Raw genomic sequence first — 19,145 nt, 5'->3', positions numbered from 1 at the left:
TTCTTGGCGCGTGGGGTGGCAGTGGACCCGGGGCTAGCGGATCGGGTTGTGCACGGTGACAAGCTTGGTCCCGTCCGGGAACGTGGCCTCGACCTGGACGTCCTTGATCATGTCGGCCACGCCGTCCATGACGTCGTCCTGGCTGAGGATGGTGCTCCCCCAGCTCATCAGATCGGCGACGGTGCGCCCGTCGCGGGCACCCTCGATCAGTTCATAGCTCAGGATCGCGATGGCCTCGGGATGGTTGAGCTTGAGCCTGCGGGACTGCCGGCGGCGGGCCAGATCGGCGGCCACCACAATCATGAGTTTCTCTTGTTCACGGGGCGTCAAATGCATGCAATTCTCCTCAATTCAGCAACGGATACCAGTGTCCACCCGTTATCTTCGACCGGCAAGGAAACATGCCGGGAGGCCCGTGGATAGGGTTAGATTATCAGAGGTTTTTAGGAAGCAAAGACGGCATGTTTTCCGTCATGGTCCGCGGGGTCCCCCGGAGCCGGTGTTCGATGCCGGGGCGCAGCCGCCCGAGGCCGCCATGGCCGCGTGGAGCCTGCCCGGCACGGGTGCTGTGGGTAGCCCGGACGACGTCGGACCGGTGCCAAAGGCGTCGAGCATATACCCCAGGAACCGGGCCGACACCTCCGGTACGGCGTTCGAGGTCGCCTCGATGATGCCGGCGTTGGCCATGAGCAGCATGGGCAGGTCGGTTTCGGAAAAGTCGGCGCGCAACCGGCCCGTGGCCTTGGCCCGCCGAACAAGGGTGTGGAAGCCGCGGAATGCCCGGTTGCGGTGAGCCTCGATGCCCGCCGCCTGGTCCGGTGGAAAACGTGTAGTGAGGACGTTCATGAATCCGTGGTCGTCCCGCTGCATGGCGGCAACACTGTGCAGGTACCAGGCAAAGCCGTCCCAGGCATCCTCCATGCCCAGGGCCGTGTCGACGAGGTCGGCGAAGTGGGCCATTTTGTCCTCAAACACGGCGTTGATGAGGCTCTCGCGGTCGGGAAAACGCCTGTACAGGGTGGCGATGCCGACTCCAGCCCGGCGGGCCACTTCGCTGAGCGGCACCTCGATGCCGCCACTGGCAAAGGCCGCGGCCGCGGCGGTGAGGATGCTGGCCCGGTTCCTTACCGCGTCCAGTCGGAGCGGGGCGTCCGGCGCACCGGCTGCAACGCCGTCGCTCCTTCGCAGCTGCTCCATAGTCCGATTCTAGGCACAAGCGCCGGGCGGGGGGAACAGCCGTGGAATAGAATCCGGCGTAGTCCGGTTATGCCGAGTGACCAAACGGAGAACGCTCTCCATTTAGTCCCAAGTGGAACGTACTCCTTGATTGAACTCCGAAGTCGAATGAGGTCCCGCCATGAATGTTGCCTTGTGGATTGTCCAGATCCTGCTTGCCGTTATGTTCCTGGCGACCGGGGCCATGAAGGTCAGCCAGCCGATCGACAAGCTCGGCACAAGGATGCCCTGGGTGAACCATTTTCCCGTGGGCGTGGTCAGGTTCGTTGGCATTGCCGAGATCCTCGGTGCCGTGGGAGTGATCCTGCCCCAGCTGACGAACATTGCCCCGGTCCTGACACCCATTGCCGCTTCTGCACTGGCCCTCGTCATGGTGTTGGCCGCCCTGTGGCACCTGCGCCAAAAGGAATTCAGCACGATTGCGGTCAATGCCGTGTTATTCGTGTTGGCCGTCTTTGTTGCCTGGGGCCGTTTCGCCGGGCTCAACGGCTGACCAGCCCGCGCCTTCGGCGATCTTCACGGCAACTTCCAAGGTCCGGGAGCAGCGCACGGGACTAGAATTGTTAGTTGACAGAGGTAACCAATAAGCCCCTGCCCGCACGGTTGTCCGAGTGTGCAAAGGGGCTGATGAGCGTGACCGAAGCACGGGTTCGCAGGGGTATCGACACAGTGGCGGCACCGCGGGCGGGAGGCCCCGGCGGCCCCCGTTACAAGTGGATAGTGCTCTCGAACACCACGCTGGGCATCCTGATGGCCACCATCAACGCCTCGATCCTGCTCATCGCGCTTCCCGACATCTTCCGCGGGGTGGGCATCAATCCGCTCACCCCGGCCAACACGTCCCTGCTGCTGTGGTTGATCATGGGTTACCTGGTGGTGACGGCCGTGCTGGTGGTCAGCTTCGGCCGCCTGGGCGACATGTACGGGCGGGTGAAGATGTACAACGCCGGCTTTGCGATCTTCACGGTGTTCTCAGTGCTGTTGGCGCTGACCTGGATGCAGGGCACCCCTGCGGTGCTGTGGCTGATCTTCATGCGCATCCTCCAGGGCGTGGGAGGTGCCTTGTTGATGGCCAACTCCAGCGCCATCATCACCGATGCGTTCCCGGTGGAACAGCGGGGCCTGGCCTTGGGCCTGAACCAGGTGGCCGGGATCGCGGGATCCTTCCTAGGCCTGATCATTGGCGGCCTGCTGGGCCCCATCGACTGGCGCCTGGTCTTCCTGGTCTCGGTGCCCGTGGGCATCTTTGGCACCATCTGGGCGTACCTGCGCCTCCGCGACACGGGCATCCGGCAACCGGCACGGCTGGACTGGTGGGGCAACATCACCTTTGCCGCGGGCCTGGTGGCCGTGTTGGTCGGCATCACCTACGGCATCCAGCCCTACGGCGGCCACACGATGGGCTGGACCAACCCGTGGGTTGCCGGCTCCCTCGTGGGCGGCGTCGCGGTGCTTGTGCTGTTCTGCATCATCGAAACCCGGGTTCCCGACCCCATGTTCCACCTGTCGTTGTTCCGGATCAGGGCGTTTACGGCGGGAAACCTGGCCAGCCTGCTCTCGGCGATCGGCCGCGGCGGGCTCATGTTCATCCTCATCATCTGGCTGCAGGGCATTTGGCTGCCCCGGCACGGCTACGGCTTTGCCGACACGCCGCTCTGGGCCGGGATCTACATGCTGCCGCTGACGGCGGGCTTCCTCGTGGCCGGGCCGGTGTCCGGCGCCATCTCCGACAAACACGGGGCCAGGCTGCTGGCCACCGGCGGCATGGTGGTGGCGGCCCTGAGCTTCCTGTGGCTGTTGCTGCTGCCCGTGGATTTTGACTACTGGACGTTCGCGGCCGCCCTCCTGCTCAACGGCATCGGCATGGGCCTGTTTGCCGCCCCCAACCGGGCCGGCATCATGAATGCCCTGCCGTCCAACCGCCGCGGCGTGGGCGCCGGCATGAGCACCACCTTCCAAAACTCGGCCATGGTCCTCTCCATCGGCATCTTCTTCTCCCTTATGATCACCGGCCTGGCCAGGTCCCTGCCGGCCACCCTGACGGCCGGGCTCACGGCCCACGGCGTCAGCACCGCCGACGCCGCCCGGGTCGCCGCCCTGCCGCCGGTCTCGGTGCTGTTCTCCTCCCTGCTCGGCTACAACCCGGTCCAATCCCTGCTGGGACCAACCGTGCTGGCAAAACTGCCGCCCGCCGACGCCGCCTACCTGACCGGGCGCGGCTTCTTCCCGGCACTGATCTCCGGCCCGTTCTCCGACGGACTCGCCGTCGCCTTTGTCTTTGCCATCGCGGCGTGCCTCGTGGCGGCCGTCGCCTCGGCGCTGCGTGGCGGTAAATACGCCTATGGTGACACGCCCGCCGCAGCGCCCCTGCCCGATCACGGCGCACCCCTTGACCAAAGCCAACTAAAGGCCTGCAATGGAAGTAGGAGTTCCGGCCCCGCAGTGGTTCCGGACAATACTCAAGCGTCCGGAGCGGGCGGTACCGGACCGTGAAGGTGAGGTGCCGTGATGGACGTGGCAACCCTGGGCGTTCTTGTGGGGTTGGTGGTGCTGGCCACGGGTTCAACCGTGTGGCTGGTCAAGTCCCGCCCCGCCCGTGAACGGGATCCCGACACGAAATTCTGGTACGGCTTCGCCGGCGTCTGCGTACTCCTGCCGGCCATCCTGATCACCACGGCCGCCAACAGCTGGGCGGGCGCGCTGCTGGCCGTGCTTGCGGCCGGCACCTGGTTCTGGGCCGGCATGCTGACGTCCCGGCATTTGGCCGCGCAGTCGTCAATCCGGGAGCACGCCCGGGCCGCCGGCGAACACGCCGCCCTGGCCGCCAGGCACAACGCCGTCCTGGCCCGTTGGAGCCGTTATGAGCTGGACCCGGCCGCAGCCATCGACTTCCCGGCCATGACCGACGTACGGTGCCCGGAAACCTCGGCACTCGCCAAAGCGGTGGCCCTCGCCGCAGCTTTGCGCGGTGACACCCGGGACAGTGAAACGGCTTCCGCGATCGCCGAGTACCGCGAGGCCGTGGCCCTGCTGGAATCGGTGTTTGCCCTGGCCGAACAGGCCGCCACCGACCCCGCACCGGGGAGCCTGAACCGCCGCTGATTGAGCGGCCGCAGATCTGCTAGCCGTTGACGGCGCCCCGTTTGGCCAGCCACATGGTGTGTTCGCGGCTGACGGCATCCTCGGCGTCGGCCACCGCATGCGCCCAGTCCGCCTCCGTCGTTTCCTCCAGGATCCCGATTTGCCGCAGGAGCTCCGCGGCGGCCACCGAATAGGCCGCCCCGAGGGACGAGTGCTGTTTCAGGGCCAGCCAGGCGGCACCGCAGGCAATGGCCGCTGCCAGGGTGGCGGCCCAATCGACCGGCCAAACGTCCAGGGCCCGGCCGGTGACAAGCACCAGCGCGACCACCTCGCAGCTGAGCAGCGATACCCGCCACGCAGTGGAGCGCCGCTGGTTCCACACCGCCTTGGCCGCATACCACCGCTGTTGGTCCTTGGTGCGGCGGGAGATGTACACCTCGCGCCGCTGCTCAAACGGTGCATTGCGCAGCAGGGTCATGGCGTCCGTGCAGTAGGCGCCGTCGGTATCCCTGACCACGATCTGTCCGGCGATCTCCCCCGCAACCTCCTCCAGCCGGCGCCGGAGCAGTTTGACGGCCTCCCTTTCGCCCAGTTCACCGAAGAACGGGTCCGCGGCTACGCTGTACCGCCAGGCCAGGGTCTTTGCCGACTCGGCCGCCGCCCGGCCGTCGTACCAACTCTTCTCCGGTTGCGTGACCATCAGGACAAGCTCGGCGGCCAGCGCCCCGAGGAAGCCAAGGAGTGAAACAAACGCCCACACGTCCACCCGGGCCAGGTGGAAGCTGAGGGTGGCGCCCACCGTTGCAAGCAGGGCACCCACCAGCCGCAACGCGCTGATGCGCAGGGTCAGCCTTTGGCCGCGCAGGGATGCCTGGTCGAAGGCACGGAAGAAGTCGGGGAGGTCCGCCTCGGAAAATTCGATGTCCATGGTTCATCCCTCCAGCCGCCGGTCACGTACCGGTAACCGCCTGGCCCTGGATGATTGCCTCGATGATGACCAGCACGAAGAACAGGACGACTATTGCCCCCAACACCAGGGCGATCACGGCGCCCGCGGACATTCCCGAGCGGCGCTGCGGCACAATGGCCGGCACCTTGCCGGGCGGGGGCGCAAGGTTGGGCGGGGCTTGAAACCTGGGCTGGGCTTGAAACGTGGGTTGGGCCTGAACCCTGGGCGCGGATGCCGTCACCCTGGCCCCGGTGGTTTGGGCCTCGTAGAGCAGCTGGTCGACCTCCTGGCCGATCATGTGCAACAGGTCTGTCCGCCCGGACATCTGGCCCAGCAGCTCGATGGCGCCGGCCCGGTCCGCGGGGTCCCTCGGCCGGGCCAGCCGGTCCCGGAGCTGGCCGACAATGACCCTTTGCTCATCCTCCGACAGCACGGGCTTGCGGAGTTTCTGCGCGATCCCGGACATATAGGACACCGGCACGGGCGGCGGTGCGGGCAACGGATTCGGCAAGGGGGGTGCCAGGGGCAGCGCGTTGAGGGCGGAGGCCACCCGGAAGCTCGATGCGGAGTCGGGATGGGTGTGGTCAATCAGCTGGACGGCGGCAATCTCGGGCGGCAGGAAATCATAGTTGACGGGAGCCACGACGACCGGCACCAGCGGCTTGCCCAGGCGCTGGGCATATGCGCGTTCCAGGCGGGCCGCCTCCGAGTTGATCAGGGAATTGGAGACGGCAACGACCATGGCGTCGCAGGCTCGAATGCTTGCCAGGATTTCATCCCACCAGGCCTGGCCGCCGTCGAGCTTGGAATCGATCCACACCTGGTGGTGCATGGTTTCCAGGCCAAAGAGGAGCCCCGCCAAATTTTCCCTGTCGGCGCGGGCATAGGACACAAAAAAGCGCCGCGGGCGGTCGGGCTCCGGTTGCTGTCCATTGACCATGGATCCCTCAAATCTCCGCAACGGCACGCCATCGCAGAACAGAGTACGCAGCTAATAATTCAACATGGTGCGCGCCGGCCTCCGTCCTGTCAAGAAGCGGTTTTGGCGTCCCGGCAAACATCTTGCAAAAGAGGTTTTCCGATTCATTGTGTACCCCCGGGTACGGCCGTAATATCGCGAATGGGGCGCAACGGCCCCGGTGGTGCGGCCCATTCCGCACCACGATTTTTCGCCGGGTCGCAGCGGCGAAGGGGAACGATGCGTGGAGCTGCCATGGGAAGCACGAGAGGTGCGACGCAACCCGCCACCATCACGATTGAACGGTGATCTCCATGACCAGTCCCAGCAACAACTCCCACTCCCCCGGCCCCGCCCGCGTGCCCCTGCCCGGCAGCGAACGGGCCCCGGCACCCAACGCGGCGGCGGCCGCTCCGGGCGCCGCCGCCACCGGGACCGTCGAAATCAGCGTGTACCTGCGCCGGGCCGGCGACGTCCCCGACGACGCCCTTCCCGGCAAGAGCGCAGGCCCCGACGCGGCCGCCGCCTACGGTGCCAGCGCCGCGGACATCGACCTTGTCACCACCACGTTGACCGGCCTGGGCGCCACCGTCACCGAGGCCGACGCCGCCACCCGCCGTCTGCGCGTGAGCGGACCGGCAGGGGTGCTGGCCGGGATCTTTGGCACCACCCTGGAAACCGTCACGAGCACGGCACCGGACAACGCGACCGTCACGCACCGGCACCGCACCGGCGGGCTGAGCGTGCCGGCGGCACTGGACGGGGTGATCACGGCCGTGCTGGGCTTGGACGACAGGCCGCAAAGCCGGGCCCAGTTTCACGTCTCGCCCGCAAAGGCCGCCAACGTAAGCTACTCGCCACCTCAGCTGGGCACGATCTACGGCTTCCCGCAGGGCACCGACGGCACGGGGCAAACCGTGTCCATCATCGAGTTGGGCGGGGGTTTCGACCAGGCGGATCTTGACACGTATTTTGCCGGCCTGGGCATCACCGGACCCACCGTCACCGCGGTCGGCGTGGACGGCGCCGTCAATGTCCCTGGCGGGGATCCGCAGGGCGCCGACGGCGAGGTGCTCCTGGACGTGGAAGTAGTGGGCGCACTCGCAAACGGGGCCTCGGTCAAGGTCTACTTTGCCCCCAACACCGACGCCGGTTTTGTCGACGCCATCGCCCAGGCCGCCCACGACACGCCAACGCCCGCCGCCATCAGCATCAGCTGGGGCCAAAGCGAGGACCAGTGGACGGCACAGGCCCGCACGGCCATGGACAACGCCATGATCGACGCGGCCGTCCTGGGCATCACCGTGACGGCTGCGGCCGGGGACAACGGCAGCGCCGACGGCGAAACCGACGGCAACAACCACGTCGACTTTCCGGCGTCGAGCCCGCACGCCCTGGCCTGCGGCGGCACGCGGCTGGAGGCCAACCCCACGACCGGTGCGGTGCAGTCGGAAACCGTGTGGAACGACTCCACCAGCTCGGCCACGGGCGGCGGGGTCAGCGACACGTTCCCGCTGCCGTCCTGGCAGGCGAACATCACGGCCAAGGCCAAGAAAGGCGGCGCCACCGCGGCAAAGGGCCGCGGCGTACCGGATGTTGCCGGTGTGGCGGACCCGGAGACGGGTTACAACGTCCGGGTTGACGGCACCGACATGGTCATTGGCGGCACCAGCGCCGTGGCCCCGCTGTGGGCGGCGCTGATTGCCCGCATGGCCCAGTCTGCGGGGCACGGCTTTGGGCTGATCCAGCCGGCACTTTACGCCAACCTCGCCGCCGGCAGCACGACCCCCGGTTTCCGGGACATCACCAAGGGCAGCAACGGCGCGTTCCACGCCACCGCGGGGTGGGATGCCTGCACCGGGCTGGGCGTCCCCGTGGGCACGGCGCTGCTGGCCGCCCTGACCGCCGGATAGCCGCCGGCACACTCCGCCACGACAAAGGACGCCGGCAATCTCCCGTGGGGGAGATTGCCGGCGTCCTATGCGTGCTGTTCCTTGGCGTTAGCCGGAGGGGCTACTTTTTGGCGGTGGGCGGATTGGCTCCCGTGCCGCCCTTTGTCGGCGCGGGCGCCTGGGTCGGCACCGGTACCACGGGGGCCTGCGTGGTTGTGCCGGTACCCGTGCCGCCTCCGGTACCGCCGGTGGTGCCGTCGCCGGTGCCGCCCGTGGTCCCGTCCCCGTTGCTTCCGGTTCCGCCGGTGGTGCCGTCACCCGTGGTTCCGTCACCGTTCTGCGGCAGCGTGGGAAGCCCGCTGTTGCCCATGGGGTCGTTCACGCCGGCCACCAGGGGCGCCGTCTGGCTCAACATTTCCGCCGGCGGCTGGACCAGTGCAGAGGAATCGTACTTGCCGGTGTCGGCGGCCGCGTTCATGACGGCGGCCCAGTTGGAACCGGCCAGTTGGTTTCCGTCGATGTTGGGGTAGTACACGCCGTTGATCGTCAGGTCCTGGTTGATGTACTTGTCGGCGTAGCCCTTGTAACTGCCAAACCATGCGGCCGTCGCGACGCCGGAGTTGGCGCCCACGGTCCAGGTTTGGATGTTGCCGTCCGAGGTGCCCGTCTTGGCGAAGGACATGTCCTTGTTGTTCAGCGGGATGGCGTAGCCGGAACCGTTGGTGAGCATGTAGTGCAGGGCGTAGGTGACACCCGCGGCCACTTCCTTGCTCATGGTCCGCTGGCAGTCGGCCCCCGGTACCGGGTACTTCTTGCCGTTGGCGTCCGTGATGGACGTCAGGGCGATCGGCTCGCAACGGACGCCGCCGCTGGCAAACGTGGCAAACGCCGTCGCCATGTCGATCGGCGCCACGTTCTGGGTACCAATCAGGTTCGCGATGCTGGAGAGGTCGTAGGGCTTGTTCGTGTGGCCGTCCTTGACGCCCGCGGCCGTCGCCATCTTTTGGATGTTGCAGAAGTCCAGCTGGCTGGCCGTCTGAAAAGTGACCGTGTTGATGGAGATCGCAAGACCCAGGTAGGCCGTCATCGGGTAGTAGTGGTCGGGGTCGTCGTTGGGGAGCAGGTTGGTCCCGCTGACAGGATCATAGCTACCCGTCGTGCTGCCGCAGGAATTCTTCCACGGGTAGCCGATGGGATAGTCGCGCACGGCACCGTTGATCGTGGTCATCATGGAATGGCCACTGTTGAGCCACTCGGCAAAGACAAACGGCTTGAACGTTGAACCAATCTGGAAACCGCCGGCACCGTCCAGCGGATTGCCGTTGGCGTCGTTGATCGGAAGGGCAAAGTTGCCCATGTAGTTCCCGACCTTGTCGGCCGGGTTGTAGATGGTGTTTTGCGCCATGGTGAGCACCTTGCCGGTGCCCGGCTGGACGCTGACGACGGCGGCACCGCGCTGCAGCGGATCCGTTGCGGAGATGGTGCCGTTGACCTGGTCCTGGGCCACCTTCTGCAGCTTCGGATCCAGCGTGGTCCTGATGGTCAGCCCACCCTGGTAGAGGAACTTGGTCCGCTCCTCCGGCGTGGCGCCAAAGGCCTTGTCGTTGACGACGAGCTGCTGGACGTAATCGCAGAAATACGGTGCGGTGGCCGCAGCCACGCAACCCTGCTGGGGCATATTCACGTGCAGGGTCAGCGGCGCCTTCACGGCGGCCGTGTACGACTTCTTGGAGATCTTGCCCTGTTGGAGCATCTTCGCCAGGACGTCGTTGCGGCGGTCCACCACGTGCGCCGGCTGGGTCAGCGGGTCATAGAAGGTGGGGCTGTTGACCACGCCGGCCAGGGCCGCGGCCTGCGGCAGCGTCAGGTTCTTGGCGTTGGTGTTGAAGTACAGCTTCGCGGCCGCCTGGATGCCGTAGGCGCCGTTGCCGAAGTAGATGATGTTCAGGTAGCCCTGGAGGATCTGATCCTTGGTCATCTCCTTTTCCAGGCCGATCGCGAGCTTCATCTCGGTCAGCTTGTCTCCGACGGTTTTCTGCTGTCCCAGCTTGACGGCGTCGGTCTTGCCGTTGGAGACCAGCTGTTCGATGATCACGTTGTTCACATACTGCTGGGTGATCGTGGAGGCACCCTCGCGCCCGCCCTGGACGGTCGCCACCAGGGCACGCAGGATGCCCGTCGGGTCAATGCCGCCGTGTTCGTAGAACCGGGCGTCCTCGATCGAGACGATCCCGTTGCGAATGAACGGCGACATGTTGGCCAGCGACACCGCTTCGCGGTCCTGGGCATAGAACGTGGCGATGGTCGAGCCGTCATTGGCCAGCACCTTCGTGGCCTGGGCCGGCGGAGTCAGGGCCAGGGTGCTGGGCATGTTGGCAAGCAGGCTGTCGGTGCCGGAGACCGCGGCGGTGGCCGCGGCACCCGCCGGAACCAGCAGTGCCGCGACAAGGACGCCGCACAATCCGCACACCACAAAGAGCTTAAGAAGGTTTCCCAAAGCGGTGCCGCTGTCTCGCCAAATGGCGCCGATTCTTGGGCCTTGAGTTCCTGTTGGCATCCGGTATGGGCCTTCCTGGTACTGAAAATTGTGCTGCCGAGACTGGACGGCAACCATGATAGCTACCCTAACCCTGCCTCATGAAGGTGTGAAGAAGCTGAAAATGACTCCGCCGGACGTAAGCTCGTGGCATGGCCAAATTCTTTGATATCCATCCCGATGATCCCCAACCCCGGGCTGTTAGCCAGGTCGTGGCGCTGTTGCGCGACGGCGGCCTGATCGCCTACCCCACCGATTCCTGTTACGCGCTCGGCGCCCAGATCGGCAACAAGGATGCCCTGGACCGCATCCGCGCCATCCGCCAGTTGGACAGCAAGCACCACTTCACCCTGGTGTGCAAGGACTTCGCCCAGCTGGGCCAGTTCGTCATGGTGGACAACGACATCTTCCGCAGCATCAAGGCCGTCACGCCGGGCCCGTACACGTTCATCCTGCCCGCCACGAAGGAGGTGCCGCGCCGCATGGCCCACCCCAAGAAGAAGACCGTGGGCGTGCGCATCCCGGACAGCCGGCTGATCCAGGCCATCCTGGAGGAGCTGGGCGAACCGCTGCTTTCATCCACCCTGCTGCTGCCCGGCGAGGAGGCGCCGCTGACCCAGGGCTGGGAAATCAAGGAGACCCTTGACCACGTGGTGGATGCCGTCATCGACTCCGGCGACGTCGGGGCCGAGCCCACCACCGTGGTCGACTTCTCCAGCGGCTACGCCGAGGTGGTGCGGCACGGCATGGGCGACGCCTCCCGCTTCGAGTAACTTAGGGCAGATCGGCACCGCGGGCGGCAACCCAGAGCCCGTACCAGTCGGTCCGGGACATGGCGGCGGCAACACGCGGGGCATCGGCGCAGGCCGCGATCCGCGCGGGGTTCGTGGTGCCGATCACCGGCGAAATGCGGGCGGGGTGGCGCATGAGCCAACCGAGCACCACGGCCTCCACGGACGTCTCGTAACCGGCGGCCAGTTCCGCGACGAGCGCCGTCGCGGCGGCGTCGGCAGGGGCTGGCTGATTCTGTCCCGCGTAGCGGCCCTGCGCCAGCGAGCCATAGGCCTGCAACTCGATCCCGTTCGCTGCGGCGTGTTCCAGGGTGCCGTGCGGGAAGCCGGCCGCGCCGTCGTCGTCGCGGTTGACCAGCACGGTGCTCTCCACCCAGGCGCGCTTGGCCAGGCTCATCTCGAGCTGGTTCACCACGATGGGAGTTTCCAGGTTGTCCTGCAGGTAGGCGATCTGCACCCCCGACATGTTGGAAACGCCAAGTGCGCGGATCTTGCCGTCGGCCAGGAGGTCCCGCACGGCGCCGGCCACTTCGGCCACGTCCATGAGCGGGTCGGGGCGGTGGAGCAGCAAAGTGTCAAGGTGGTCGGTGCGCAGGCTCCGCAGGCTGTGGTCCACGCGGGCCAGGATGTTTTCCCGGCTGAAGTCGTAACGCCCGGGCAGGCCGTTGCCGCCGTGCCGGATGCCGCACTTGGACTGCACCTGGATCTTTTCGCGCAGCCCCGGCGTAGCGGCAAGGACCTCGCCAAAGACGGCTTCGGCCTTGCCCATCCGGTAGATGTCGGCGTGGTCGAACAAGGTGATCCCGGCGGCGAGGGCGGCCTCGATGACGGCGGCCGCCTGCTCGACGTCCGCGGCACCGTACGGGGAGGTGTCCCAGCTTCCGCCGAGGCCCATGCAGCCGTAGATGAGTCGTTGCGGGGAATGAGTTGCTTGGTTGGTCATGGCCCCACTTTGCCATCAACGGGGCGCCGGGTTTCGGAATGTTTCAGGCCCCGGCGCCCATATTGCGCCGCCCTGCGGCGCGGGGCCCGTCCGTGGTAGTGCGGCGGCACGCCGTACGCGTGACGCCGTAATGGACCGACACGGTTCGGGCAACCCTAGACCTGACCCGTCCTGGTGGCTACCGTGGAGCCAACGCCGGGAACCTGCCGGCGGGCAGCAAGGACACATGCCGTCAATGAAGATGCCAACGAAGGAGTCGCACATGGTTGTCAAGAGGACCTTACATGCCGGATACACGGTTCCCGGGCTTTCCTTGCAGGACGGGCACCGGGTGGCCGAGCTCCTGCAGTCCAGGCTGCACGCCCTCAACGATCTCCAACTCACGCTCAAGCACGCGCACTGGAACGTGGTGGGGCGCGACTTCATCAGCGTCCACGAGATGCTCGACCCCCAGATCGACGTCGTGCGGGCCATGGTTGATGCCACGGCCGAACGCATCGCAACCCTGGGGGTCTCCCCCAACGGCCTGCCCGGCGCCCTCGTCGCCGCCCGCAGCTGGGACGACTATGCAATTGGCCGGGCGGGCACGGCCGCACACCTTGCCGCCCTCGACGTGGTCTATACGGGGTTCCTCTCCAGCCACCGCAAGGCCCTCTCCGAGGTTGGCGCGCTCGATGCCATCACCGAGGACATGCTGATCGGCCAGTGCGCGGCCCTCGAACTGTTCCAGTGGTTCATGCGCGCACACCTGGAGGACGACGACGGCGACCTGCTGACGGCCGGCGCCAAGACTGAGCGTTCGGCCGCCAAGAAAGCCAAGTAGGCGCTCCCCATGGAGGCACCCGGTCACGACGGCACGGCACACTACCCGCGCACCGCCGTCGTGACCGGTGCCGACCGCGGGATCGGCAAGGCTACCGCGATTGCCCTGGCCGGTGCCGGCTTCGACGTCGGCTTCACCTGGCATGACGACGAAGCCGGCGCGGCCGACACCGCCATGCAGATTGGGGAACTTGGCCGGCGCAGCGCGTCACTGTGGCTGGACACCACGGACCTGCCCTCCTGCGCCCCGGCGGTCAACACCCTCGCCAAGGAGCTGGGCGGGCTGGGCGTTTTCGTCAACAACGTGGGGGTGGGATTGACGGCGTCGGTCCTGAACACGAGCCTCGAGGACTGGCGGCAGATCCTTGACACCAACCTCAACGGGGCGTTCATGTGCCTGCAGGAGGCCGCCCGGCTGCTCGTGGCCGGCGGCTCGGGCGGGCGGATCGTGGCCGTGACCAGCGTGCACGCACAGCAGCCTCGCTTTGGCTTTGGCGCCTATTGCGCCTCCAAGTTCGGCCTGGACGGGCTGCTGCGGGTCATGGCCGTGGAACTGTCCGGGCACGGAATCACCGTCAACGCGGTGGCCCCCGGCGAAATTGCCACCCACCTGCACGCCACGGAAACCCGCCACCCCCATGACATTCCCCGCCCCGGCATCCCGCTGGGCCACGCCGGAACGGCCGCGGAGATCGCGGCGGTCATCGCCTTCCTTGCCTCGCCCGGGGCCGGCTATGTCACGGGCGCCAGCTGGGCGGTGGACGGCGGCATGTCCCAGATGGGGGCGCAGGCAAGTTCCCTGCTGCCGGACGACTCCTGGCGCCAGGCCAGCCAAAGGGGCACCAGCAACGGGCCCTGAACACGCAAAGCTACCCGTGAGGCAAACCGGGCGGTAGCGTATCCATGGCGCGCCGAAGCGCTCTACCATTGGTTTCGTTGAATGAATTGCGCGCGGGCAAGGCCTTTGGGGGGAGAAACGAAGGCCGCGAGGGACCGCCGGCAAGGCGGACCCACCCACCTAATTCTCTTTGTTGGAACCACGCATGCAGCCGGTCCTTGGGGGCAGAACGCATGGGCATGGGAGCGCACCGCCATGACTACATTGGATATTCACGAACTATCGGCAACCCTCAACGCGGCAAAGGCTCGCTGGAGCCCCCGCATCACACCCCAGTCGCTGCTCAGCGACGACGACAAGAAGGCCCTCCTGGGAGTGGTCTTCACCCCGGCGGACAAGGCCCTGCGGGCTGCGGGGCCGCAGGCAGCCGCCCCTCATGACACCGGCGCCTTCGCGCCGGAGGTCGACTGGCGCAACAAGAACGGCAACCACGTCACGCCCGTGGAGGACCAAAAGTACTGTGGCTCGTGCGTGTCCTTCGCGTGCACGGCCGTGGTGGAGTCCATGGCCTCGATTGAGCTGGGCCAGCTCCTTGACCTCTCGGAGGCGGACTCGCACTTCAACTCCAGCCACGGACCGTCCTGCGGCGGCTGGGATTCGGATTCGTGCATGGCCCAGCTGCAGGCCCGCGGGCAGGTCACCGATGCCGCGCTGACGTACATGAGCGCGTTCGACAACCCGCCCGTGATCGATCCGGCCACCACGCTGTGGAAGCCGTATGTGCGGCCCACCCCGAACCGGCCCGCCAGCCAGGTGTCCGTCAGCCGGCACGGCCTCATCGGGGACATCACCGCCCGGAAGACGTACCTGGACACGACGGGACCGTGTGCGGCGTCCTTCGATGTCTACGACGACTTCTACAGCTACTCGACCGGCGTCTACCACCACGTCAGCGGCAACGCGGTGGGCGGGCACTGTGTTGAGGTGATCGGCTATTCGGAGTCGGAGCAGTGCTGGATCGCGAAGAACTCCTGGGGCACCGGATGGGGCATGGCCGGGTTCTTCAAGATCGCCTACGGCCAGTGCAACTTCGACGTCTACGCGTTTTCCAGCGCCGGTGGCGTCACAGTCCCGGTCACGCTCGGCTGGAGCGGCTGGGAGTCCTTGGGCGGCATCATCACCTCCAAGCCCAGCGCAGTCTCGTGGGGGGCCAACCGGATCGACGCCGTGGCCCGCGGCACGGACTCGGCGATCTGGCACAAGTGGTGGGACGGTTCGTCCTGGAACGGCTGGGAGTCGCTGGGCGGCGGCTGCCAGAGCGGCCCGGCCATCTGTTCCTGGGGATCGGGGCGGTTGGATATGTTCGTGGTGGGCACGGACCACCAGCTCTACCACAAGTGGTTCCAGGCAGGCTGGAGCGGCTGGGAGGCCCTGGGCGGCATGCTCTCCAGCGACCCGACGGCCGTGAGTTGGGGACCCAACCGGATCGACGTGTTTGCCCGCGGCATGGACTCGGCCATGTGGCACCTGTGGTGGGACGGCAGCCACTGGGGCGGTTGGGAGAGCCTGGGCGGGGTCTGCGATTCCGCCCCCGCCGTCGCCTCCTGGGGCACCAACCGGCTCGACACCTTCGTCAAGGGCACCGACAGCCAGCTGTACCACCAGTACTGGGCCGGCGCCGGCTGGAGCGGCTGGGAGGCGCTGGGCGGCTACGTCGGCGGGGACCTCTCCGCGGTCTCCTGGGGTCCGAACCGAATCGACATGTTCTACCCCGGGGCCGGGTTCGCCATGATGCACAGGTGGTGGGACGGCGCCTGGAGCGGCGAGGAGAACCTGGGCGGGCTGCTGTCCTCCGGGACGGGCGCGTCCAGCTGGGCGTCCGGACGCCTCGACTGTTTTGTCGAGGGCACGGACTCCGCCATGTATCACAAGTGGTACGCGTAGTCAGGAGCAGGAATTGATCACGGTCAAGGTGGGAGAACTGTTCACGGTGGACTTTCGGGCGACACCGGCCACGGGCTACCAATGGTCCGCGGTGGACGTGCCCGACGGCGTCGAGTACGTGGACGGCACCTTCCTGGCCGAATCGGCCGGCACCACACCCATGGTGCCGGCCTCCGGGACGCAACGCTTCCATTTCATGGCCGCGGCCGCGGGGCGGGTCGAGTTGGGTTTCGTGCTCAAGCGGTCCTGGGAAAGCGGGGAGATCCAGCGGCACAGTGAGGTCGTGGACATCACCGACTGAACCCGCCCGGCTACATCCGGCTCTTGACCTTTGCCGTGGCCGGGGCCGTCCAGGGATCCTCAGGCCACGGATGCTTGGGGTAGCGCCCGCGCATCTCGGCCCGGACCTGCGCGTACGGCCCGGACCAGAAGGACGCGAGATCGCCCGTGACGGCCAGCGGGCGGCCCGCGGGCGAGAGCAGGTGGAAGAGCACGGGCACACGCCCTGCAACCAGCCGCGGGGTTTCGCCCCAACCAAAGCACTCCTGGAGCTTGACGGCAACGACCGGGAGGCCGTCGGCGTCGTCCGCTTCGGGATAGTCGATGCGGACCTGCGAACCGCTGGGCACCGCGAGGCGTTCCGGCGCCAGTTCCGCCAGCTTTGCGGCCTCGGGCCACGGCAGCAACCGCCGCAGGGGTTCGGCCAGGTTGACCCCGGATGGTTTGGCGCCCCCGGCCATCGCCTCGAGTTCGGGGGCGAGCCAATCCTCCAGGCGGTCCAGCAGGGCGCGGTCACCGACGTCGGGCCAGGGCCCGCCCAGCACCCGGTGCAGCAGGGCCAGCCGGCGGCGCAGGTTGTCCGCACTCGGCGAGAACGCCAGCAGGCCCAGTCCTTCGGCTTGCAGGGCCACGGCGACGGCGGCCCGGCCCTGTGCCGCCGTGGCCTTGACGGGCGTGGAGGACAGCACGATCGCGCCGAGCCGTTGTTCGCGCCGCGCGGTGAGGCGCCCGTCGCGGAATTCCGCGGCGGTGGTGTCAGTGGCAAGATGGCTGGTGGCGCGGCCTGCCAACTCGGCGTCCAGGGGTGCCGCGCTGCGGATCACCGCTCCCGTGCCTGCCGTGTTCCTGCCGTGCGCGCGGGACACCTCGGCCACGGCCAGCCATGCGTGGCCGGACAGCGGACTGCCGGCGGGCAGGCCCGCCCGCGTGCCGGAGGTGAGCAGATACTGGGGCGCCCCGTCGCCGGGCACCCGCCGGGCCACCCGGTCCGGATACGCCAGGGCGACGACGAAGCCAAGCGACTCCCCCGCCGTCACCGGCCCCTCCGTTTGCTGGGTGGATTGTGCCGTGTCGGTGCGGGCCATGGCGGCCAGCCGCCTGACGTCCTCGGCCCAGCGCCGGGTGCCGGGGTCCCGTCCCGAGCGCAATGCCGTCAGGAGTTGGGTGAGGTCGGCCCCGGGTGCGCGGCGGTCGCTCGAGACAAGCGCCACGGCCTCGGCCGCCGCTTTCACGCCGACCACGGCGGCCCCGTCCAGGAGGGCCCGGGCCAGCCGCGGGTCCGCGGGGACCTTGGCCAGGGTCTTGCCGATGGGCGTGGCCATCCCGTCCGCCCCGACGGCGCCCAGTTCGCGCAGCACCTCCACGGCGTCGTCCATGGCGGCCGCGGGCGGCGCGTCGGGCAGTGCCAGGCCGCGACCGGCCGGGGCCCCCAGCAGGCCAGCACCAGGGCCGCCTGGGTGAGGTCGGCGACGGCGATCTCCGGGGTGGGGTGGGCCGGGGCGGCAGCATACGCCCGCTCGTCGTAGCAGCGCACCACGGTGCCCGGTCCCTGCCGGGCGGCCCGGCCGGCGCGTTGTTCGGCCGAGGCCCGGGAGCAGGACACCGTCACGAGCCCCGACATGCCGCGGGCGGCGTCGCGCCGCGGTTCGCGGGACAGCCCGGAGTCGATCACGAGCCGCACGCCCGGCACCGTCAGGGAGGATTCGGCCAGGGACGTGGAGACGATGATGCGCGGCGGATCCCCCGCCCGGCGCCCGGAGACGGCACGGTCCTGTTCGGCGGCGGGGGCCTGGCCGTGCAGTTCCAGCACCTCGGTGCCGGGGCGGCCGGCGCGCAGCCGCCCCGCAATCTGCGCAACCTCCCACCCGCCCGGGGCAAAGACCAGGGCATCGACCCCGGGGTCCGCGGCAAGGGCGTCGGCGTGCGCCGCGGCGGCCGTGTCCGCCACATGCTCCAGGAAGGCGCGGGTCACGCCGCGTTCATCCAGCCGCGGACGCGTTGCCGGCCGCCACTGCACGGTCAGCGGGAACAGGGCCGACGGCGAGTCGACCACGGGGGCGGGTACGCCGTCGTCGTCGGCCAGCAGGGCGGCAAAGCGGGGCGCGTCGAGGGTGGCGGACATGGCCACCACGGCCAGCTCGCCGCGCAGTTGGCGGACCTCGGCGAGCATGCCCAGGAGCAGATCGGTTTCCAGGCCGCGTTCGTGGACCTCGTCCAGGACTACTGCGGCCACCCCGTCGAGGCCGGGATCGGCCAGGAGGCGGCGCAGCAGGATGCCGGGCGTCACGAACTCCACGACCGTCTTGGGACCGGCGTGGTGTTCCCCGCGCACGGTGTAGCCCACCCGTTCCCCGAGCGGGCCGCCGTCCAGGGACGCGAGCCGGCGCGCCGCGGCACGGGCGGCAACCCGGCGCGGCTGGGTCACCACCACCCGGCCGCACTCCCGGGGCAGGAGGTTTGCCAACAGCGGCGGCACCAGGGTGGTCTTTCCGGAACCCGGCGGGGCCTGGACGACGGCGGCTCCCGTGGCCTCCGCGCCCGTCAGGGCACCGGTGAGCGCGGCCAGGGATTGGCCAAAGACCAGACCCGCGGCGATGGCGTCCAGGTCAAAGGTGTGGCCGTGCTTGCTGGATTCGGGAGTGCGTGGAGTGCTCACCACTCCATTCTCCCCGCAATCGCTTTGCGGCCGGCAAAGTGCCGGCTGCCAGCGCCCTAACATATGGGTCACAGCGTCTGTTCAGGAAGGAATTTCGGGTTCATCATGGGGGTATGGGCAGGCATCGATGGGGAAAACGTTCAGCCGGGGTTGCGGAGCCGTGTGAGCCGCCGCCCGGTTCGCCGGACACCACCCGGCATCTGATCACCGACCCCAGACA

Annotated in this window: 15 protein-coding genes and 1 pseudogene; 9 read left to right on the top strand and 7 right to left on the bottom strand. The window is 68.0% G+C overall.

Translation table 11 applies throughout. The annotated features are described in order from the left end of the window. Window positions 1–33: 33 nt before the first annotated feature. Both AL755_RS11060 and AL755_RS11055 read right to left on the bottom strand, forming a co-directional pair. Window positions 34–336 carry an urease subunit gamma gene (locus AL755_RS11060; protein WP_054011052.1) on the bottom strand — a complete coding sequence of 101 codons (303 nt, stop codon included), beginning with the start codon at window positions 334–336 and terminating at the stop codon, window positions 34–36. A 135-nt stretch (window positions 337–471) separates the two neighbouring features. Then, a complete protein-coding gene (locus AL755_RS11055; RefSeq protein WP_082369161.1) occupies window positions 472–1,197 on the bottom strand; it encodes a TetR/AcrR family transcriptional regulator in 726 nt (241 codons plus the stop codon). A gap of 160 nt (window positions 1,198–1,357) precedes the next feature. Between AL755_RS11055 and AL755_RS11050 the strand changes: the two genes are divergently transcribed. The 3 genes from AL755_RS11050 (at window position 1,358) to AL755_RS11040 (ending at window position 4,338) form a co-directional block, all read left to right on the top strand. Then, window positions 1,358–1,729 (top strand): DoxX family protein, encoded by a 372-nt coding sequence (locus AL755_RS11050; protein WP_054011051.1) that lies wholly within the window; start codon window positions 1,358–1,360, stop codon window positions 1,727–1,729. A gap of 134 nt (window positions 1,730–1,863) precedes the next feature. Beyond that, window positions 1,864–3,729, top strand: coding sequence for an MFS transporter (locus tag AL755_RS11045; RefSeq protein WP_082369159.1), 1,866 nt, complete (start codon window positions 1,864–1,866; stop codon window positions 3,727–3,729). Between the two features lie 12 nt (window positions 3,730–3,741). Next, entirely contained in the window at window positions 3,742–4,338 is a 597-nt protein-coding gene (locus tag AL755_RS11040) for a hypothetical protein (RefSeq protein ID WP_150117097.1), read from the top strand. 19 nt (window positions 4,339–4,357) lie between these two features. Here the strand turns inward: AL755_RS11040 and AL755_RS11035 are convergent, their stop codons facing one another. Then, window positions 4,358–5,245 carry a DUF4231 domain-containing protein gene (locus AL755_RS11035; RefSeq protein ID WP_054011049.1) on the bottom strand — a complete coding sequence of 296 codons (888 nt, stop codon included), beginning with the start codon at window positions 5,243–5,245 and terminating at the stop codon, window positions 4,358–4,360. Between the two features lie 22 nt (window positions 5,246–5,267). Continuing rightward, the gene (locus AL755_RS11030) at window positions 5,268–6,206 is read right to left on the bottom strand and encodes a toll/interleukin-1 receptor domain-containing protein (protein WP_054011048.1); all 939 of its coding nucleotides are present in this window, start codon (window positions 6,204–6,206) and stop codon (window positions 5,268–5,270) included. Window positions 6,207–6,538: 332 nt separating this feature from the next. On the opposite strand from AL755_RS11030, the gene AL755_RS11025 reads away from it, so the two are divergent. After that, window positions 6,539–8,137 (top strand): S53 family peptidase, encoded by a 1,599-nt coding sequence (locus AL755_RS11025; protein ID WP_054013003.1) that lies wholly within the window; start codon window positions 6,539–6,541, stop codon window positions 8,135–8,137. Between the two features lie 100 nt (window positions 8,138–8,237). Here the strand turns inward: AL755_RS11025 and AL755_RS11020 are convergent, their stop codons facing one another. Then, entirely contained in the window at window positions 8,238–10,613 is a 2,376-nt protein-coding gene (locus tag AL755_RS11020; RefSeq protein ID WP_237762665.1) for a transglycosylase domain-containing protein, read from the bottom strand. A 191-nt stretch (window positions 10,614–10,804) separates the two neighbouring features. Here AL755_RS11020 and AL755_RS11015 point away from each other — a divergent pair, with 191 nt between their 5' ends. After that, a complete protein-coding gene (locus AL755_RS11015; RefSeq protein ID WP_054011047.1) occupies window positions 10,805–11,425 on the top strand; it encodes an L-threonylcarbamoyladenylate synthase in 621 nt (206 codons plus the stop codon). Between the two features lies 1 nt (window position 11,426). Here AL755_RS11015 and AL755_RS11010 read toward each other — a convergent pair whose 3' ends face one another. Beyond that, window positions 11,427–12,386: an aldo/keto reductase gene (locus AL755_RS11010; protein WP_054011046.1), complete on the bottom strand. Its 960-nt coding sequence runs from the start codon at window positions 12,384–12,386 to the stop codon at window positions 11,427–11,429. A gap of 262 nt (window positions 12,387–12,648) precedes the next feature. Here AL755_RS11010 and AL755_RS11005 point away from each other — a divergent pair, with 262 nt between their 5' ends. From AL755_RS11005 to AL755_RS10990, 4 genes are all read left to right on the top strand, one after another. Next, window positions 12,649–13,209, top strand: coding sequence for a Dps family protein (locus AL755_RS11005; protein ID WP_054011045.1), 561 nt, complete (start codon window positions 12,649–12,651; stop codon window positions 13,207–13,209). Window positions 13,210–13,218: 9 nt separating this feature from the next. Continuing rightward, window positions 13,219–14,067, top strand: a complete 849-nt coding sequence (locus AL755_RS11000; RefSeq protein WP_054011044.1) for an SDR family oxidoreductase — start codon at window positions 13,219–13,221, stop codon at window positions 14,065–14,067. Window positions 14,068–14,301: 234 nt separating this feature from the next. Next, the gene (locus tag AL755_RS10995; protein ID WP_160318891.1) at window positions 14,302–15,990 is read left to right on the top strand and encodes a C1 family peptidase; all 1,689 of its coding nucleotides are present in this window, start codon (window positions 14,302–14,304) and stop codon (window positions 15,988–15,990) included. A gap of 13 nt (window positions 15,991–16,003) precedes the next feature. Further along, window positions 16,004–16,291, top strand: coding sequence for a protease inhibitor I42 family protein (locus AL755_RS10990; protein WP_054011042.1), 288 nt, complete (start codon window positions 16,004–16,006; stop codon window positions 16,289–16,291). A gap of 10 nt (window positions 16,292–16,301) precedes the next feature. On the opposite strand, the pseudogene hrpB reads toward AL755_RS10990, so the two are convergent. Further along, window positions 16,302–18,988 (bottom strand): annotated as a pseudogene (hrpB, locus tag AL755_RS10985) (ATP-dependent helicase HrpB). Window positions 18,989–19,145 lie beyond the last annotated feature (157 nt).

The sequence above is a fragment of the Arthrobacter sp. ERGS1:01 genome (genome assembly GCF_001281315.1).
Lineage (GTDB): Bacteria > Actinomycetota > Actinomycetes > Actinomycetales > Micrococcaceae > Specibacter.
The sequence above is the reverse complement of the archived record's forward strand: the minus strand, read 5'-3'. Positions and strand labels throughout refer to the sequence as shown.

What these genes read in the sequence shown, in the direction of transcription:
- AL755_RS11060 (WP_054011052.1), bottom strand. Translation starts at nt 336, where the DNA reads ATGCATTTGACGCCCCGTGAACAAGAGAAACTCATGATTGTGGTGGCC.
- AL755_RS11055 (WP_082369161.1), bottom strand. Translation starts at nt 1,197, where the DNA reads ATGGAGCAGCTGCGAAGGAGCGACGGCGTTGCAGCCGGTGCGCCGGAC.
- AL755_RS11050 (WP_054011051.1), top strand. Translation starts at nt 1,358, where the DNA reads ATGAATGTTGCCTTGTGGATTGTCCAGATCCTGCTTGCCGTTATGTTC.
- AL755_RS11045 (WP_082369159.1), top strand. Translation starts at nt 1,864, where the DNA reads ATGAGCGTGACCGAAGCACGGGTTCGCAGGGGTATCGACACAGTGGCG.
- AL755_RS11035 (WP_054011049.1), bottom strand. Translation starts at nt 5,245, where the DNA reads ATGGACATCGAATTTTCCGAGGCGGACCTCCCCGACTTCTTCCGTGCC.
- AL755_RS11030 (WP_054011048.1), bottom strand. Translation starts at nt 6,206, where the DNA reads ATGGTCAATGGACAGCAACCGGAGCCCGACCGCCCGCGGCGCTTTTTT.
- AL755_RS11025 (WP_054013003.1), top strand. Translation starts at nt 6,539, where the DNA reads ATGACCAGTCCCAGCAACAACTCCCACTCCCCCGGCCCCGCCCGCGTG.
- AL755_RS11015 (WP_054011047.1), top strand. Translation starts at nt 10,805, where the DNA reads ATGGCCAAATTCTTTGATATCCATCCCGATGATCCCCAACCCCGGGCT.
- AL755_RS11010 (WP_054011046.1), bottom strand. Translation starts at nt 12,386, where the DNA reads ATGACCAACCAAGCAACTCATTCCCCGCAACGACTCATCTACGGCTGC.
- AL755_RS11005 (WP_054011045.1), top strand. Translation starts at nt 12,649, where the DNA reads ATGGTTGTCAAGAGGACCTTACATGCCGGATACACGGTTCCCGGGCTT.
- AL755_RS11000 (WP_054011044.1), top strand. Translation starts at nt 13,219, where the DNA reads ATGGAGGCACCCGGTCACGACGGCACGGCACACTACCCGCGCACCGCC.
- AL755_RS10995 (WP_160318891.1), top strand. Translation starts at nt 14,302, where the DNA reads ATGACTACATTGGATATTCACGAACTATCGGCAACCCTCAACGCGGCA.